The sequence below is a fragment of the Halorubrum sp. JWXQ-INN 858 genome, assembly GCF_009806985.1.
Lineage (GTDB): Archaea > Halobacteriota > Halobacteria > Halobacteriales > Haloferacaceae > Halorubrum.
Genome location: NZ_WUAX01000004.1, coordinates 47590 through 63395, shown reverse-complemented (window position 1 = coordinate 63395; position 15806 = coordinate 47590). Strand labels below are relative to the sequence as shown.

16 protein-coding genes and 1 pseudogene are annotated in these 15806 nt (G+C 71.1%); 10 read left to right on the top strand and 7 right to left on the bottom strand.

What is annotated here, in order from left to right; translation table 11 throughout:
- The first annotated feature begins 13 nt into the window (after positions 1-13).
- Both GRS48_RS01145 and GRS48_RS01140 read left to right on the top strand, forming a co-directional pair.
- Positions 14-508, top strand: coding sequence for a hypothetical protein (locus GRS48_RS01145; protein ID WP_159483107.1), 495 nt, complete (start codon positions 14-16; stop codon positions 506-508).
- Entirely contained in the window at positions 505-1959 is a 1455-nt protein-coding gene (locus GRS48_RS01140; RefSeq protein WP_159483106.1) for a DUF402 domain-containing protein, read from the top strand. Before GRS48_RS01145 ends, GRS48_RS01140 begins: the two co-directional genes overlap by 4 nt.
- Positions 1960-1973: 14 nt before the next feature.
- On the opposite strand, the gene GRS48_RS01135 is transcribed toward GRS48_RS01140, so the two are convergent.
- The 5 genes and pseudogenes from GRS48_RS01135 to npdG all read right to left on the bottom strand — a co-directional run bounded on the left by GRS48_RS01135 (position 1974) and on the right by npdG (position 5360).
- Positions 1974-2510 (bottom strand): HD domain-containing protein, encoded by a 537-nt coding sequence (locus tag GRS48_RS01135; RefSeq protein ID WP_159483105.1) that lies wholly within the window; start codon positions 2508-2510, stop codon positions 1974-1976.
- 219 nt (positions 2511-2729) lie between these two features.
- Positions 2730-3056 (bottom strand): annotated as a pseudogene (locus GRS48_RS01130) (NifU family protein).
- 120 nt (positions 3057-3176) lie between these two features.
- Complete coding sequence (locus GRS48_RS01125) at positions 3177-3641, bottom strand: hypothetical protein (RefSeq protein WP_159483104.1); 465 nt, start codon at positions 3639-3641, stop codon at positions 3177-3179.
- A 107-nt stretch (positions 3642-3748) separates the two neighbouring features.
- Positions 3749-4591 carry a polyprenyl synthetase family protein gene (locus tag GRS48_RS01120; RefSeq protein ID WP_159483103.1) on the bottom strand — a complete coding sequence of 281 codons (843 nt, stop codon included), beginning with the start codon at positions 4589-4591 and terminating at the stop codon, positions 3749-3751.
- Between the two features lie 100 nt (positions 4592-4691).
- Positions 4692-5360 carry an NADPH-dependent F420 reductase gene (npdG, locus tag GRS48_RS01115; protein ID WP_159483102.1) on the bottom strand — a complete coding sequence of 223 codons (669 nt, stop codon included), beginning with the start codon at positions 5358-5360 and terminating at the stop codon, positions 4692-4694.
- A gap of 306 nt (positions 5361-5666) precedes the next feature.
- Between npdG and GRS48_RS01110 the strand changes: the two genes are divergently transcribed.
- The 4 genes from GRS48_RS01110 (at position 5667) to GRS48_RS01100 (ending at position 9674) form a co-directional block, all read left to right on the top strand.
- Positions 5667-5846 carry an HVO_0416 family zinc finger protein gene (locus GRS48_RS01110; RefSeq protein WP_159483101.1) on the top strand — a complete coding sequence of 60 codons (180 nt, stop codon included), beginning with the start codon at positions 5667-5669 and terminating at the stop codon, positions 5844-5846.
- 182 nt (positions 5847-6028) lie between these two features.
- The gene (locus GRS48_RS14985; RefSeq protein ID WP_200840186.1) at positions 6029-6187 is read left to right on the top strand and encodes a hypothetical protein; all 159 of its coding nucleotides are present in this window, start codon (positions 6029-6031) and stop codon (positions 6185-6187) included.
- A gap of 185 nt (positions 6188-6372) precedes the next feature.
- On the top strand, positions 6373-8217 hold the full coding sequence (locus tag GRS48_RS01105) for a UvrD-helicase domain-containing protein (protein ID WP_159483100.1): 1845 nt from the start codon (positions 6373-6375) through the stop codon (positions 8215-8217).
- 62 nt (positions 8218-8279) lie between these two features.
- Entirely contained in the window at positions 8280-9674 is a 1395-nt protein-coding gene (locus tag GRS48_RS01100) for a M24 family metallopeptidase (RefSeq protein WP_159483138.1), read from the top strand.
- Positions 9675-9803: 129 nt separating this feature from the next.
- On the opposite strand, the gene GRS48_RS01095 is transcribed toward GRS48_RS01100, so the two are convergent.
- Positions 9804-10094, bottom strand: coding sequence for a hypothetical protein (locus tag GRS48_RS01095; protein WP_159483099.1), 291 nt, complete (start codon positions 10092-10094; stop codon positions 9804-9806).
- 110 nt (positions 10095-10204) lie between these two features.
- Here GRS48_RS01095 and GRS48_RS01090 point away from each other — a divergent pair, with 110 nt between their 5' ends.
- The 4 genes from GRS48_RS01090 (at position 10205) to GRS48_RS01075 (ending at position 14200) form a co-directional block, all read left to right on the top strand.
- Positions 10205-10846, top strand: coding sequence for a riboflavin synthase (locus GRS48_RS01090; protein WP_159483098.1), 642 nt, complete (start codon positions 10205-10207; stop codon positions 10844-10846).
- Positions 10847-11080: 234 nt separating this feature from the next.
- Positions 11081-12565, top strand: a complete 1485-nt coding sequence (locus tag GRS48_RS01085; RefSeq protein ID WP_200840185.1) for a single-stranded DNA binding protein — start codon at positions 11081-11083, stop codon at positions 12563-12565.
- 198 nt (positions 12566-12763) lie between these two features.
- Entirely contained in the window at positions 12764-13195 is a 432-nt protein-coding gene (locus tag GRS48_RS01080) for a histone (protein WP_159483096.1), read from the top strand.
- Positions 13196-14200, top strand: coding sequence for a histone deacetylase (locus GRS48_RS01075; protein ID WP_159483095.1), 1005 nt, complete (start codon positions 13196-13198; stop codon positions 14198-14200).
- 28 nt (positions 14201-14228) lie between these two features.
- Here the strand turns inward: GRS48_RS01075 and cca are convergent, their stop codons facing one another.
- Positions 14229-15692, bottom strand: a complete 1464-nt coding sequence (gene cca / locus GRS48_RS01070; protein ID WP_159483094.1) for a CCA tRNA nucleotidyltransferase — start codon at positions 15690-15692, stop codon at positions 14229-14231.
- Positions 15693-15806 lie beyond the last annotated feature (114 nt).

Sequence of the window (15806 nt, the reverse complement as noted above, 5' to 3'; positions counted from 1 at the left end):
GCGAAGGGCCGGTATGCACTTCGACGGACGGACCCAGCGGGCGCTTCGGGAGGCGGGGCTGGAGACCGACGAGATCGCGGCGATCTCCGATCGGGTCGCCGACCTCGTCGACGCCGATGCGGCGGCGTTGCGGGCCTTCTTCGCGGGCGACGGCCCGGTGTACTCCGACATGGAGCTGGCACACAGCACGGCGGAGACGCAGGAACACCCGACCGCCGACGTCGACCTGTTCACCCACGGGAGCGACCTGCGCGGGTACCTCTCGCTCGACGGCTGGGGGGTACCGGTCGAGGACGGGCGGGTGCTGACGACCGCCGATGCGGGGAACGGGACCGGGGACGACACGGGGAACGGTGCCGGGGACGGCGCGGGGGACGGTGCCGGGGACGGCTCGGGGGGCGACGCAGGAACGGACGACCACGAGGGCGTCCCGACCCTCGTCGAGCTCACCCTCGGCGACACGATCAACGGGCGGATCCGATTCTCCCGGGACCGGGAGGCGGTATGAGCGTCCGAATTCGCGGGATCTACACCACGGCGCTCACCCGGCTGCTGCTCGACGCCGGCCACGACGTCGTCGACGCCTCCCCGCCGATCCGGCGGCGGTTCGACGCGTCGTTCCCGACCGCGCCGCCCGCGGTCGAGGTGGCGACGACCGACGACCGACAGGGCGTCGGGATCGCGGGCGCGCCGGACGCGGTCGAGTCGGTCCTCGACCTCGTCCGCGGGGTCGGGATCGACGCCTTCGCGTGGCGGGACCCGACGCCGCCCGGGACCGTTCTCGACGGCGAGGTGACGGAGACGCTCGGCGGCGGCGCGGTCGTCGACCTCGCGGTCGGGATGGACGCCCACGCCTCCGTCGAGGGATACCTCCCATACGGCAACGTCGACGCTCGCGTGGAGACCGGAGACCTCGTCCGGGCACAGGTGACGGCGTCCGCCGCGCCGTGGGAACGCCGCCGCCCGGAGCTCGACACGACCCTGCGCGCCGGCGGGGGGCTCGTGACGCTCGAGCCGGGTTCGGGGACGCGGGTCGACGCGCGCGACGACGAGGCGGCCCGCGAGCTCGCGGGGATGGTGGACCTGCTCGGTCTGTCGGCCCCCGAGGGGTGGCGGACCGTCTGGGACCGGTCCGCGCTCGACGCCGACATGGACGCGCTCGAATCGGGGCTCGACCGCGCCGTGGCGGCCGCCGAACGCCTCTCGGACGCGGTCGGCGAGACGGGGCGGATCGACCGTGACGGGCCGGCTGCCGCGCCCGACCCCGTGGACGAGTCGTCGACCGTCGGCTCGGCAGGCGCGTGGGTCTGGTTCGGTCGGGAGTGTCGGTTCGCGCTCGATTCGGTCCGGCGGCGGGTGACGACGACGATGCCGGGACACCACCGCGTGAAGGCGGGGTCGGCGGACGCGTCGGCCGGCGTCGACCTCGCGGAGGCGCTCTGTGACCCCGACCCGGACGCGGCGTTCCCGTTCGCGACGGTGCGGGCGGTGTTCGGCCCCGCGGAGGGCGACACGCTGCGGCTCGAACACGGGAAGCCGGACGGCCGGCTGATCACGCTCGGCGAGGGCGAGGTCACCGCAGCGGACGACGACGGCGGCGTCACGGTCCGCCGGTCGATGTCCCCGGGCGGGCGATACGACGCGCTCGACGTCCCGCGGGAGGGCGGCGACGTCGCGGTGACGAAGCTGAAGGAGGGCCGCTGGTGGTACCCGACGACCTACCGCGACGCGTCGGGGTCGGTGAAGGGGACCTACGTCAACGTCTGTACCCCAGTCGAGGTGTTCCCCGACGCGGCCCGCTACGTCGACCTCCACGTCGACGTGATCAAGCGCGCGGACGGGACCGTCGAGCGCGTCGACGACGAGGTCCTCGACGGGTCGGTCGCGGCCGGAGATACGCCCGAACCCGTCGCGGAGAAGGCCCGGAGCGTGGCGTCGGCGCTGGAGAACGCGTTATAGGCCTCAGGAGCCCGTCAGTCGTCTCGCTCGGCGCGGAGCCGGATGTCGCGGGCGGCGGCCTCGTCGGCTCGCTTTATCAGTTCGGCCTCGAGGAACGCCGGCTCGACGGTGGTTCGGGAGGTGTGTGAGAGAACGATGTGGGCGTACTCGACGGGGAGCCCGGCGTTCGTCACGGTCACTACGCCGTAGTAGGGGTGCCCGAGCAGGTCGTACACGTCGGTGTCGTCCATCCCGTCGAACTCGTAGAGCTTGCTCACGTCGTGGACCAGCGCGCCGCCGACGAGCAGGTCGTCGTCGACCGTCGCCCCCCGAGTCCGTTCGAGCGACTCCGCGAGGGCGACGGCCGCCGCGACCACGTCGTGGACGTGGCCGACGAGCGTCTCGTCGGGGAGGTCGAGCTCGCGCTGGGTGGGCGGGAGCCACGGCACCGACGCCAGCGACTCGACGCCGGCGTCGTCGCGGGCGACCTCCCAACACTCGCGGACGCCCGCCCGCACGTCCGGGTCGTCGATCCGGTCCAGCTCGGGGAAGACCGTCGCCACGTCCTGCATGGTTCGACGGCCCCATCGACGGATCCGCTCATAGCTCTTCGGAAGCCGGATCCGCCGTTGTTCGGTCGTCGCGCAGTCGTCGCTGCCCGATCGGCGCACCGTCGTCGCTGTCCGGCCGTCGCGCAGTCGAGACGTGGCCGTCACACCGCTACCGTCCCGTCGCCGCGCAGTCGACACGTGGCCGTCACACCGCTACCGTCCCGTCGCCGCGCCGCCAAATTAGAAGTGGTTCGCGGACTCGGTTCCGTACTGGAGGTCGCCGCCGCGGCCGCCCTCCACCGTCGAGGAGCCCTGATCGCCCGTCGAGGGGACCTTCACGTGGACCTCGGTCACCTCGTCGAAATCGAGGATGAGGTCACGTCGGATGTTGTCGGCGGTGACGTTCGAGATGCCACAGCCCGAGCAGGTGCCGCCCAGCTCGACGACGACCTCGCCGGTCTCCTCGTCGGCCTCGCGGACGACGCTCGTCCCGCCGTGCATCTAGATGATCGGCATCTGGCCGACCATCCACTGCTCGATCCGCTCCGCGAGACTCTCGTCGCTCATTACCCCTCCTTGGGTCCCGAGCCTTTGGAAGCTTGCGGTTTCACGCCCCGCGGACGGTCCGAAAGCAACTGTGTCACGATCGAACACGGCGGTCGTCACACGCGCCGCGTGCCGCCGGTCTCACTCCTCGGTCGGCGGCTCCGCCTCGAAGAACACGTCGGGGTCCGAGAGCGTGAGCTCGACGACGTCGCGGTCGTCGAGCGGCCGGAGCCGGATCACGAGCGCGCCCGCCTGCGCGGCCGCCCGCCGCAGCGGCTCCCGGTCCTGGTCGAACAGGAACGTCGGCACGCAGAGCGCGAACCCGCCCGTCGCGTCCTCGGCGGCGACGAGCCGGAAGGCGACGCCGCCCTGGTACGCCGCGTACACCCGGAAATCCTCGATCTCGACGTCGGCCATGCGCTCGTGGACCTCGTCGAACTCGGAGCCGGGGAGGAGCACGTCGAGCCGCGCCGCCCCCTCGATCGGGTTGACGTCGCCGGGATGGACCCCGATCGCGTCCCAGCCGCGCTCGCGGTACCCCTCGACGGTCGCCTCGCTGTCCGCCAGCACGTCCTTCCACCGCTCGTCCATGGCGCGCTTGTTCATACGGGGATCCGACCGGCCAGCCTTCTTAATGGTTCGTTCGGGCGCTCGCGGAGCGGCCGCCGTTCGACGGCGGAGTCGTCGCCGACCCGCTCGCTCCCGCTCCGGGGTCAGCGTTCGCGGACGACGACGAACTCCGCGAGGTCCCGGAGGTACTCGATCGCCTCCGTCTCCGGGGGATCGGCGTCGTCGAGCGCCGCCAGCGCCAGGTCGGACTGCTCGCGGGCGCGCTCGTTCACCTCCTCGGGGGACAGCGACGTCACCTGCACCACCGAGGGCCGGTCCATCTCGGCGTCCTGTCCGGTGGGCTTGCCGAGCGCGTCGGCGTCGGCGGTCGCGTCGAGCACGTCGTCGCGCATCTGGAAGGCGACGCCGACGCGCTCGGCGTACTCCCCGAACGACGCGACCGCGTCCGGGTCCGCCCCGCCGGCGACCGCGCCGAGCTCCGCCGCCGCGCGGAACAGCGCGCCCGTCTTGCGGCGGGCCAGCTCCATGTACTCCGCCTCGGTCGTCGGCCGCGCGGCAAGCTCCGTCGCCTCGCCCTCGCCGAGCTCGACCATCGCCTCCGCGACGATCCGCATCGCCCGCTCGTCCGACGAGAAGAGCGCGAACGCCTCGCCGAGGAGGCCGTCGCTCGTGACGATCGCCGGGCCGTAGCCGAACTCGGCCCACGCGGAGGGGGTCCCGCGGCGCACCTCCGAGCGGTCGATGATGTCGTCGATCACGAGCGAGGCGTTGTGGACGAACTCGATCCCGGCGGCGAAGTCGACGGCATCGGCGGGGTCGCCGTCGAACGCCTCGCACGCGAGGATCGTCACCGCGGGGCGAACCCGCTTGCCGCCCGCCAGCACGACGTGCTCGAGTTCCGCGGAGAGCTCGTCGGGTTCGACCGCGTCGATCGCCGCCTCCAGCCGCTCGTCGACGAGGGTGACCCGACGCTGCAGATACTCCATCGACTTATAAAACGGGCTCCCAGCGCAAAGGCCTAACGGAACGGCTCCCCGCCGCGGAGCGTGACGGCGGACGGTTCGACTCAGTGACGGACGGGTCGGCTCAGACGAACCGGACGCCCAGGTCGTGGAGGCCGTCGTTGTGCATCGCGACGTTAACGAGCAGCGGGGTGAGCGCCTCGATCTCCGCCGCGTTGGCGATCCCGCCGGCGTCGAGCGCGCGGAGCCCGTCGATCCCCTCGGCGAGGTCCGCGACGATCCCCTTCGCGTCGTCGTCGTCGCCGACGACGAGCGTGTCGACCCCGAGGTCGGCGTCGAGGTTCGCGAGCCGCCCGGCCGCGAGGTTGTGGAACGCGCCGACGACCGCGACGCCGTCGGGGGCCGCGTCGGCGACGATCCGCGTCACCGACCCCGCGCCGGGCTTGTGGTAGTGGAAGCCGTCCTCGTCGCGTTTCATCCCGGTCGCCGGGGAGACGAGGATGTCGCCCTCGTCGAGGGACCCGGCGATCGCCTCGACGGTGTCGCCGACGTGGTACGGCGGGACCGCGAGGACGACGACGTCCGCGCGGTCGGCGGCCGCGGCGTTCTCGTACCCTCCGATCTCGACCTCGACGCCACGGCTGTCGAGTTCGACCCCGTACTCCTCGGCCTTCGTCCGGGCCTTCTGCGCGTCCCGGGAGCCGACGATCACCTCGTGACGGGTGTGGTACGCCCATCGCAGCGCGAGCCCCTCGCCGATGTCGCCGGTGCCGCCGAGCAACGCGATTCGCATACGGCCACTGCGGTCGGCGGCGTCTTAGGGGTTGCGCGACCGGCCGTCCTCGCCGCCGTCGACGGGCCGGTGGGTCAGCGAGTCAGCGAGTCGATTCATGAGTAAGCCGGAACTGTTTATAAACGGCTGGAGCGATCCGTAAGCGGTCCAGAACGGCTTCTCAGCGGGTCGGGATACTCCCCAGCGAACCGTGGCGGTTCCACTTCAATGATTATCGCGCATATAACCGATCGCTCATCTACTTTCATCCCTTCGACGCCATCCCGTGAAAAGGTATATATAGTGTCGTGCCATACCATGGCATGCATGTCTAGCGCACCCAGCTCGAACGAGGACGTCTTCGACGAGTTCCTGTCCGACCACGGTCACGAGACCGAGATCGTCCGCTGGGAGCGATCGTATAACAAGCTCCAATGTCCCGAGTGCGGCGCGCTTCACGCCGAAGGGACGGCGCGGTGTGGCGTCTGCGACTGGCGGCCGACCTGAGCAGACCTGCGTCGATCTGAGTCGACCTGAGCCCCCCTCCGACGTCGCGGCCCTTGCTCTCCGACGAGCCGACCATCACAGCGACGGCGCCGTACCCGTTCCCCCGTTTCGACCCTCCATGGCGGTTTCTTTCGACGAGATTCGGCGGTAGTATTATTTACCATTATCGACTACCCTCGACCATGCCGACGTGCCAGAACTGCGATGCGTTCGTGACGCCAGACTACGTGCGGGTGTTCGCGCCCAACGGGGTGGACCGTCCCCGGGTCTGTCCGGCCTGCGAGGACCTCGTGCGCGACGGGGCCGACGTGCGGGAGGCGCGGGCGACCCGGAGCAACTGACACGCCTCGATCCTTCTGTCGAACTCCTTTCACCGGGCACTCTCCGTCGGACTCCTTTCGTCAATCTTCTCGTTTTCGCCGTCCGGTCGGAGACCGGACCCTACCGTTTCGCCCTCGTCGCCGGGCCGTCTCGACGGGGCCCCGGAGCCACGGCGCTTAAGAAGAACCGGCTTCATTGGACCACAATGAGCGACCCCACCGTAACCCGCCTGTTCGGCGGTCCCGGGAGCGGGAAGACCACCGCCCTCCTGGACCGCGTCGAAGGTATCCTCGAGGAGGACGACGCGGAGATCCGCGACGTCCTCGTCGTCTCGTACACCCGGGCGGCCGCCGCGGAGATCCGCGAGCGGCTGGCCGAGCGACTCGACGTCTCGCCACGGGCCCTCCAGGGGAACGTGAGCACGATGCACGCGAAGGCGTACGAGCTGCTCGACCTGTCCCGCGGCGACGTCGTGGGCGAGAGCGACAAGGAAGCGTTCTGTGAGGAGTACGGCGTCGAGTTCGAGGACCAACACGGCGGCGCGGGCCGCCGGACCGCCCGGTCGACGACGATCGGCAACAAGATCATCGCCACCTCCCAGTGGCTCCAGCGGACCGAGCGGGACGTCTCCGACTGGTACGACGTCCCCTTCCAGTGGAACGTCGAGGAGGTCCGGCTCCCGCCGGAGGTGGACCCCAACGCACAGCAGGGGAACAAGTACACCCCGACGTGGTCCTCCGACGACGACCGGATCGACGTCCCCGAGACGATCCGGGCGTGGCGCGCTTATAAGGGCGACAACGGGCTCATCGGCTTCGCCGACATGCTCGAACGCGTCGCCCAACGCTCGCTCGTCCCGACCGTCGACTACCTGATCATCGACGAGTTCCAGGACATCACGACGCTGCAGTACAACGTCTTCGAGGAGTGGAAACCGCACATGGAGGCGGTGCTGATCGCCGGCGACGACGACCAGGTCGTTTACGCGTGGCAGGGCGCTGACCCCGACCTCCTGCTCGACACCGAGGTCGACGAGGACGTGGTCCTCCCGAACTCCTACCGGCTCCCCTCGGAGATCCTCAACGTCGTCAACGCGGAGATCCGTCACATCGACAAGCGACAGGAGAAGGACCTCCGCCCCCGCAAGGAGGGCGGCACCGTCGAGGCGATCGAGTCGCCCTCGATGCTCGAACTCGTCCGGAACGTCCGGTACACGGTCGACGACGACGACGGCAGCGTCATGTGTCTGTTCCGGGCGCGCTACCAGATGTTCGACTTCATCGACGAGTTCATCGACCACGGCATCCCGTTCACGATGCTGACCGACGGGCGGATGTGGACCGACCGGCTGCAGGACTACGTCGCCGCGATCGAGAAGTCGGACGCCGGCGAGGACGTCACCGGGCTCGAGGCCCGGCGGCTGGCCGACATGCTCCAGGAGTCGGCGTTCGGGACGAAGGAGCGCGACGACTTCTACGACTTCCTCGACGACCGCGAGGAGGCCGCCGACGCCGACGACATCGCCGAGATCGAGGTCACGACCGACGAGCTGAACGACCACATCCCGTTCCTCCCCGGCACGGAGAGCGCCGACGACATGGTCCGGAAGGTGACGAGCTTCCAGCGCAAGTCGATTGGCGCGTACTTCGGCGGCGACTACGAGGGGGCCGACCCCGACCGCGTCCGCGTCGGCACGATCCACTCCGCGAAGGGTCGCGAGGCCGACCACGTGTTCGTCGCGACGGACCTCACGGAGAAGGTCGTCGAGCAGATGGCGGCGTCCGTCGACGACCCGACCGACGTCGACGGCGTCGACGAGTTCACGAAGTCGACGAGCCCGGTTCCCGTGCTCACCGACAACGAGCGTCGGGTGTTCTACGTCGGCATGTCGCGCGCCCGTGAGCGGCTGGTGATCATGGAGAGTCTCATCAGCGGGGCGCCGACGCTGCCGATCAGCGTCCTCCTGTTCAACGAGCTCCGCGACGAGCCGCCGACGGAGCTGATCGAGGAGGTCCAGGAAGCGGTCGCGGTCCCCGAACCGGAACCGTGACGGGGGAACGGGACGACCGGCCCTCACGGGCCGACGCCGACGCTTCGCCCGCGGACGACACGCTGCCCGTGGACGACACGCCGCCCGTGAACGACACGCCGCGTGAATCCCTGGACGCCCTCCGGACCGACCTGTCGCCGATCGTCGCGGCGTGTGTGCGGGCCGACGCGGACGCCTTCGTCGCCGTCGGCGACCGCTTCGACGACGACCTGCGGTACCTCACCCGCTTTTCGGGCCCGGACCGGGACTTCGCGCTGGTCGTCGTTCCCGCGGGCGACCACGATCGCGGCGACCGGGCCGTCCTCTGTGCGCCGTCGCTGTTCGACGGGCAGGCCCGCCGGGAGTTCGTCGCGAGCGCGCGGGTCGACGGGTCCGACCCGGACACCGCCGACGCGACCGTCCCTACCGGCTTCCACGACGGGGTCGCCCGCGAGGTGCGCTCGGCGAACGTCGGCGACCCCGCCGGCGAACGGGCCGTGGCGGTCCTCGACGACCTCCGTGCGGACCTCCGCGACGATGTCCGCCATGACGCTTCCCGCGACGGCACCGCCGACGGGACGGGGTCAGCGCCGACCGTCCTGGTGCCGCAGTCGATCCCCCACGACGCCGCGGTGTACCTCGAGCGCGCGGGCTACGCGGTCGTCTCGACGGCCGCGGTGAGCGAGGCCCGGGCGGTCAAGACGTCCGCCGAGGTCGACCGCCTCCGCCGCGTTCAGCGCGCGACGGCGCGAGGGATGGCGCGCGCGGAGACGGTGCTCGCGGAGTGTACGGTCGCCGAATCGGTCGACGGCGCGGTCGGCGACGACGTCGACGGCCCGGTGCTCCTCTGGAACGGCGGCCCGCTCTCGACCGAACGGCTTCGCCGGCAGGTGAACGCGACCCTCGCCGCCTACGGCGTCCGCGACGCGGGCAACACGGTGATCGGCGCGGGGCCCACGGCGGCGGACCTCCACTACACCGGCGTCGACGTCGTCCGGCCGGGCGAGACGGTCCTGCTCGACGTCTCCCCCCGCGGCCCGCACGGCTACTACGGGGACCTGACCCGGACGTTCGTCGTCGAGAGCGACGGCGGCTGGGAGCGGCGCGCGTACGTCGCCGTGGAGGCCGCCCGCGAGGCCGCGCTCGCCGAGATCGGGCCGGGCGTCACCGCGGCCGCGGTCCACCGGGAGGCGGCCGCCGAGCTGGCCGCGTACGGCTTCGACCCGAACGCGGTCGAGGACGACCCCGGGTTCACCCACGGGACCGGCCACGGGGTCGGCGTGAGCCTCCACGAGTCGCCGTCGCTGTCGAGCGACGTCGAGCTCCGCCCCGGCCACGTCGTCACGGTCGAGCCGGGCGTCTACGACCCCGACACGGGCGGGGTCCGCCTGGAGGACCTCGTCGCCGTCACCGACGACGGGTACGAGATCCTTTCGACGTACCCGTTCGCGATGACGCCGTCCCGGCGCGACGCCTGAGTTCGGCGTGGCGGAGGCGTTCGGCCGCCCGCTCGATCGACCCCTTGGTTGCCCGGCCGATCGATCGCTTGGCTGCTCGATCGCGCGACCGACGTCCCGGTTCGTCGCTTCTCACTCTCCTTGCCCTTCTCACTCCTCCGTGGGTTCGGAGTCGCCGGCGTCTCCGGCCGCGTCGGTGTCGGCGCGACCCTCGCCCCCGCGCAGCCGTTTCGGCAGGAGGCCGCGGGCGAGCCCCCGAAGGAGCCGGCCGGGGTCGAGGAAGTACTGGGGGAGGATCACCATCGCGGCGGCGACGACGAGGAGACCGATCCCGAGGGCGGTCTCGCCGGCAAGCAGCCGGATGACGGCGTAGTTCGCGAGCGGGAGCGCGAACACCAGCGTCGTCGCCAGTCCAATCATGTCGAACAGCCCGAGCTTCATCGCCGGGAAATAGCCCGCCACGGGGTAAAAGGGGCCCGCCGCCGAACGAACTCCGAACGAACTCCGAACGAACTCCGAACGGCTATGTGTCGGCCGCCCCGCGTTTCGGTATGTTCACCGGCATCGTCGAGGGGACCGGGGTCGTCCGCGACCGCACCGAGACGGCCGACGGCCTCCGACTGCGGATCGGCGTCGACGGGTTCGACGACCTCCACCACGGCCAATCGATAAGCGTCAGTGGCGTCTGTCTCACCGTCGAGACGTTCGGACCGATCGAGGCGTCGACGGACGCGGGACCGGCCGCGGGGCCGGACGCGAACGACGACTGGTTCGAGGTGTTCCTCGCCGCGGAGACCGTCGCGAAGACGTACCTCGGCGAGCTCCGGGCGGGCGACGCGGTCAACGTCGAGCGCGCGATGCCCGCCGACGGCCGGTTCGACGGCCACCTGGTGCAGGGGCACGTCGACACCGTCGCGTCGATCGAGGCGATCGATCCCGTCGGCGAGGACTGGCGGTTCACGTTCTCGATCCCGGCGGGACACGGCCGCTACCTCGTGGAGAAAGGGTCGGTGACGCTCGACGGGATCTCGCTGACGGTCGCGGAGCGCCGCGAAGGCTCGTTCGACGTCGCGATCATCCCCACCACGTACGACCTGACGACGCTCTCGGGGAAGGCCGTCGGCGACCCCGTTCACTTGGAGGTCGACGTGATCGCCAAGTACGTCGAGCGGATGGTCGAGGGATACCGCTGATCGCGCTCGGCGGGGGGAGCGTACGCGCTCTCCGCGTCGGCTGAACACCTTTTATACCGAGCCGGCGCTACCGGTGACCATGACTCGAACCGGGTCCCTGACGGAACGGTCCGCGGCGCGGCTCACGCGGCGTCCGCCCGTCGTGGACGCTCGACCGAAACCGGCCGGAGGGACGGCGAGAACCCGCCAAGGACAACGTTTATGCGCGGCGTCGCCAACCCACGAGGTACGCTTATGGGAGTGATCGAGGACGTCTACGAGGACCTCGACACCGACGTCGACCTCTCGGAGTTCACGGCGGCGGTCGAGGACAAAGTCGAGCAGATGGGGGGGCTCGCGGACGAGGAGACGGCCGCGATGCTCATCGCCCACGAGCTGCGGGACGAGCAGGCGGACACCATCGCCGACATCGAGCCCGGGATGAACGAGGTGAAGTTCCTCGGGAAGGTGACGTCCATCGGCGACGTGCGCACGTTCGAGCGCGACGGGGACGACGCCGAGGAGGGGCGCGTCTGTAACGTCGACGTCGCCGACGCGTCCGGCTCCGTTCGCGTCGCGCTCTGGGACGAGATGGCGGCCGCGGCCGTCGAAGAGCTGGAGGTCGGACAGGTGCTCCGCGTGATGGGTCGCCCGAAGGAGGGGTACAGCGGGCTCGAGGTGAGCGCAGACAAGGTCGAGCCCGACGACGACGCCGAGGTCGACGTGCAGGTGCTCGACACTTATCGCGTCGAGGACCTCTCGCTCGGCGCGTCCGACGTCGACCTCGTGGGGAAGGTGCTCGACACGGACTCCGTCCGGACGTTCGACCGCGACGACGGCAGCGAGGGTCGCGTCGCGAACCTCACCGTCGGCGACGAGACCGGCCGCGTCCGCGTCACGCTGTGGGACGAGAAGGCCGACCTGACCGAGGAGTTCGACGCCGGCGAGGTCGTCGAGGTCGGCGACGGCTACGTCCGCGAGCGGGACGGCTCCCTCGAGCTCCACGTCGGGGACCGCGGCACGGTCGAACGCGTCGACGAGACGGTCGAGTACGTCCCCGAGACGACGCCGATCGGCGAGCTCGAGATCGGGCGGACCGTCGACATCGCGGGCGGCGTCATCGAGACGGACCCGAAACGCACGTTCGACCGCGACGACGGCAGCGAGGGCCAGGTCCGGAACGTCCGGGTCAAGGACGACACGGGCGAGATCCGCGTCGCGCTGTGGGGCGACAAGGCGGACGCCGGGATCGACCTGGCCGACCACGTCGTCTTCACCGACGTCGAGATCCAGGACGGTTGGCAGGACGACCTCGAGGCGTCCGCGAACTGGCGGTCGACCGTCTCCGTCCTCGACGAGCCCCCGAGCGGGGCGGGTGACAACGACGGCACCGGCGACGGCGCGGCCGACAGCACCGGAACGGGGCTCGACGCCTTCGCCGAAGGGGCGGACGCCGCCGGGAGCGGGGACAGGACCGCCGACGCTGCCGCGACCGCCGACACCGCCGGCGGCTCCGGCGGGGCCGCGGCCACGACCGCGGAGGCAACCGCCGAGTCGTCGTCGGCCGAGGGCGACGTGGAGTTCACCGGCACCGTCGTGCAGGTCGGCGAGCCGGTCGTGCTGGACGACGGGAAACGGACGAAGAGCGTCGAGACGGACGCCAGCCTCCGGCTCGGCGAGGAGGTCACCGTGCGCGGCCCCGAGCGGGACGGCACCATCCACGCCGACGACGTCTTCTGACGAGGATCGGTCTCCGACCGGCGCGTTCCTCGTGGGATCGATGCGTTCCTCCGTGGTGTCGGTGTCCGTCCTTCCGTGGTGCCGGTGTCCCGCCCCTCCCGCGCCAAACGAGCGGTTGAGTGCCGACGACGCCCCCGCTCGTGCGCGGAAACGCCGCTAACGGAAAGCGTTATACGGTGGACGGACGCGAGTGTGTGTATGAGTGTCGAGTTGCCCTTCGCGCCGGTCGACCAGATCATTCGGCGGAACGCGGGCGAGCTCCGAGTGAGCGCCGACGCCGCCGAGGAGCTGGCCCGTCGGATCCAGTCACACGGCGCGGAGCTGGCGATCGACGCCGCGAAACGGGCGACCACGGACGGGCGGAAGACGCTGATGGCGTCGGACTTCGGCGTCGAGCAGGTGATCCCTCGCGAGGATCTGACGCTGCCGGTCGCGCCGGTCGACCGGATCGCGCGGCTCCGGATCGACGACCGGTATCGCGTCGGCGTCGACGCCCGGATCGCCTTGGCCGACATCCTCGAGGACTACGCCGACAACGTCGCGAGCGCGGCCGCGACGCTCGCCCGGCACGCCGACCGGCGGACGATACAGTCCGAGGACATCGAGACGTACTTCGCGCTGTTCGAGTAGATGCGCTTCGGCTACAGCGAGCAGTGCCTCGCACACGACACGGGCGAGCGCCACCCGGAGACGGCGGACCGGCTCCGGGCGATCCGCCGTGGGCTCGCGAAGCGTCACGGCGTCGAGTACGTCGAGGCGGACCCCGCCAGCCGCGCTGACGTGACCGCCGTCCACGACGACGGCTACGTCGACGAGTTCGAGGCGTTCTGTGACGACGGCGGCGGTAACTGGGACCCCGACACGGTCGCCTGTGAGGCGACGTGGGACGCCGCGCTCGCCTCCGCCGGCCTCTCCCAGTGGGCCGCGACGACCGCGCTCAACGGGTCGAACGGCCGCGGGACCCCGTTCGCGCTCGGGCGGCCGCCGGGCCATCACGCGGTCCCCGACGACGCCATGGGCTTTTGTTTCTTCAACAACGCGGCGGTCGCCGCCCAGACCGTCCTCGACGCGGGCCTCGCCGATCGCGTCGCGGTGTTCGACTGGGACGTCCACCACGGCAACGGCACGCAGGACGTGTTCTACGACCGCGGCGACGTGTTCTACGCGTCGATCCACGAGGACGGGCTCTACCCGGACACCGGTGCCCTCTCGGAGACCGGCACCGGCGACGGCGAGTCGACCACGCTGAACGCCCCGTTGGCGGCGGGCGCGAGCGACGCCGACTACCTCCACGTCATCGACCGCGCGCTCGCGCCCGCGCTGGCCCGGTTCGACCCCGACCTCGTGATCGTCTCCGCCGGCTTCGACGCACACCGCCACGACCCGATCTCGCGGATGCGGGTCTCCTCGGAGGGGTACGCGTTGATGACCGACCGCGTCCGGTCGATCGCGGACGACGCCGACGCCCCCGTCGCGTACGTACTCGAGGGCGGGTACGGGCTCGAAACGCTCGCGGAAGGGGTCGCCATGGTCCACGAGACGTACGACGGCAGACGGCCCGTCGACCCCGACGACGACCCGAACGGGGCCACGGAAACGCTCGTCGAGGACCTCCGCGCCGAGCTCGACCTCTGAGGGGCCCCGCTCCTTCAGGCGCGGGACATCACGGGTACGGCTCGTAGAACTCGCGTAACGCTCGTCCGAACCCGTCAACGAGCGTCGTGACGGCGTCACCGACGAGCACCTCCCGGTCGCCGAACTCGCGTTCGACCTGCGCCCCGAGCGCGACGTCGCTGGCCGCCTCGTCCTCGAGGTACTCCCGGACCGTCGTGAACTCCCGCTCGCGCTCGACGACGTAGCGATCGCCGTCGATGTACGGGCCGTACGTGTCCGGGTCGACGTCGTCGGCGTACGTCCGATAGAACCCCTCCGCGTGCTTGCGGACGGCGACCGGCGGACCCTCGTGTCGCTCGACGCGCGGGCGTTCCGTGACCTCCAGCTCGGCGTACAGCGCCGCGCGCCCGGGGGAGTCCACCGGCCGGTTGGAACCTCCGCGGTCGTTCCCCCCGCCGCCGGCATTCCCGTCGGCTTCGCGGTCGTCGCCGTCGCCGGCGGCGTTCCCGTTCTCGCCGCTCACCATCGCCTGTGCGCGGAGGACGTCGAAGCCGTGGTCGCTCAACCCGCGGACGACGCCGTCGAGCGACCGTCGGAGCTGTGGCCACAGCTGGTCGTCGACCAGGTCCGGCGCGTCGAAGACGACGGCGACCGGGGTCGCCCCGCGCCGGTCGAGGTGGTCGCGGACCTCGCCGGAGTCGAGCGGTTCGGGAGGCTCCGCGACGAACAGGGAGTCGCGCGGCCGGTCGAGGAAGTCGCGGGCGTAGTGTTGGAGCCGGGCGAGGTTCGCCGCGGAGAGGACCGCGGCGACGTTCCGGGTCGGATCCGTCGGGTCGACCACCACGAGCGGGTCGTCGAACGTCCGCTCGGCGTGACCCTCCGGATCGAACTCCACCGGCGGGTGCCAGCTCCGCGCGGATTCGACGAGCGGGACGAACCCGCCGAGCTCGACGACGAGCAGCTCGGTGAGGTATCCGGAGAACCCCTCCGTGCGGAGGTCGCTGCCGTACGCGCCGATCCCCTTCAGGAACGCCTTCGCGAGCACGACGTCGTCGGCGAGGTCGTCGTCGAGCCGCTCCGTGAGGTACGCGTCGTGGAACGGGGTGCGGTCGACGGCCGACACCAGCGCCGTCGCGTCCGCGACGTCGTAACAGGGCACTAGGTCGACGTCGAACCCCCCGTACTCGCCTTTCACGTAGGGGTGTTCGGCGTACTCCTCGTGGCCGTCCGGGAGCACGGCGTGACCGACCGTGAGCCCGTACGACTCCAGCTCCTCGCGGTCGAGGTCCGGCGGGAACCGGACGAACAGGTCGATGTCGCGATCGCCGGCGACCCACGTCGCTCGCGCGGTCGACCCGACCTGCACCACGTCGGCGTCGATCGGGAGGTCGGCGATCGCCCCGCGGGCCCGCTCCGCGAGCGCGGCGGCGGTCGTCGCCAGCCGCTCGCGCTCCGCGGGTTCGGGAACGACGCGCTCGCGGACGCGCGCCAGGACCGCGTCGAGTTCGCTCATGGCGCGGGGTTCTCGCGGTCCGGCCGAAAACGTGTCGGTCGGGGGGTCGTCGCCCGCGCCGTCCCGCCCGGGGCGGTCGGAAACGAAAGCCCTATCAAAACGAGCGGAGTACGA

Excerpts from the sequence above, each read along its gene's own strand:
- GRS48_RS01145 (WP_159483107.1), top strand. The coding sequence starts at position 14 with ATGCACTTCGACGGACGGACCCAGCGGGCGCTTCGGGAGGCGGGGCTG.
- GRS48_RS01140 (WP_159483106.1), top strand. The coding sequence starts at position 505 with ATGAGCGTCCGAATTCGCGGGATCTACACCACGGCGCTCACCCGGCTG.
- GRS48_RS01135 (WP_159483105.1), bottom strand. The coding sequence starts at position 2,510 with ATGCAGGACGTGGCGACGGTCTTCCCCGAGCTGGACCGGATCGACGAC.
- GRS48_RS01125 (WP_159483104.1), bottom strand. The coding sequence starts at position 3,641 with ATGAACAAGCGCGCCATGGACGAGCGGTGGAAGGACGTGCTGGCGGAC.
- GRS48_RS01120 (WP_159483103.1), bottom strand. The coding sequence starts at position 4,591 with ATGGAGTATCTGCAGCGTCGGGTCACCCTCGTCGACGAGCGGCTGGAG.
- npdG (WP_159483102.1), bottom strand. The coding sequence starts at position 5,360 with ATGCGAATCGCGTTGCTCGGCGGCACCGGCGACATCGGCGAGGGGCTC.
- GRS48_RS01110 (WP_159483101.1), top strand. The coding sequence starts at position 5,667 with ATGTCTAGCGCACCCAGCTCGAACGAGGACGTCTTCGACGAGTTCCTG.
- GRS48_RS14985 (WP_200840186.1), top strand. The coding sequence starts at position 6,029 with ATGCCGACGTGCCAGAACTGCGATGCGTTCGTGACGCCAGACTACGTG.
- GRS48_RS01105 (WP_159483100.1), top strand. The coding sequence starts at position 6,373 with ATGAGCGACCCCACCGTAACCCGCCTGTTCGGCGGTCCCGGGAGCGGG.
- GRS48_RS01095 (WP_159483099.1), bottom strand. The coding sequence starts at position 10,094 with ATGAAGCTCGGGCTGTTCGACATGATTGGACTGGCGACGACGCTGGTG.
- GRS48_RS01090 (WP_159483098.1), top strand. The coding sequence starts at position 10,205 with ATGTTCACCGGCATCGTCGAGGGGACCGGGGTCGTCCGCGACCGCACC.
- GRS48_RS01085 (WP_200840185.1), top strand. The coding sequence starts at position 11,081 with ATGGGAGTGATCGAGGACGTCTACGAGGACCTCGACACCGACGTCGAC.
- GRS48_RS01080 (WP_159483096.1), top strand. The coding sequence starts at position 12,764 with ATGAGTGTCGAGTTGCCCTTCGCGCCGGTCGACCAGATCATTCGGCGG.
- GRS48_RS01075 (WP_159483095.1), top strand. The coding sequence starts at position 13,196 with ATGCGCTTCGGCTACAGCGAGCAGTGCCTCGCACACGACACGGGCGAG.
- cca (WP_159483094.1), bottom strand. The coding sequence starts at position 15,692 with ATGAGCGAACTCGACGCGGTCCTGGCGCGCGTCCGCGAGCGCGTCGTT.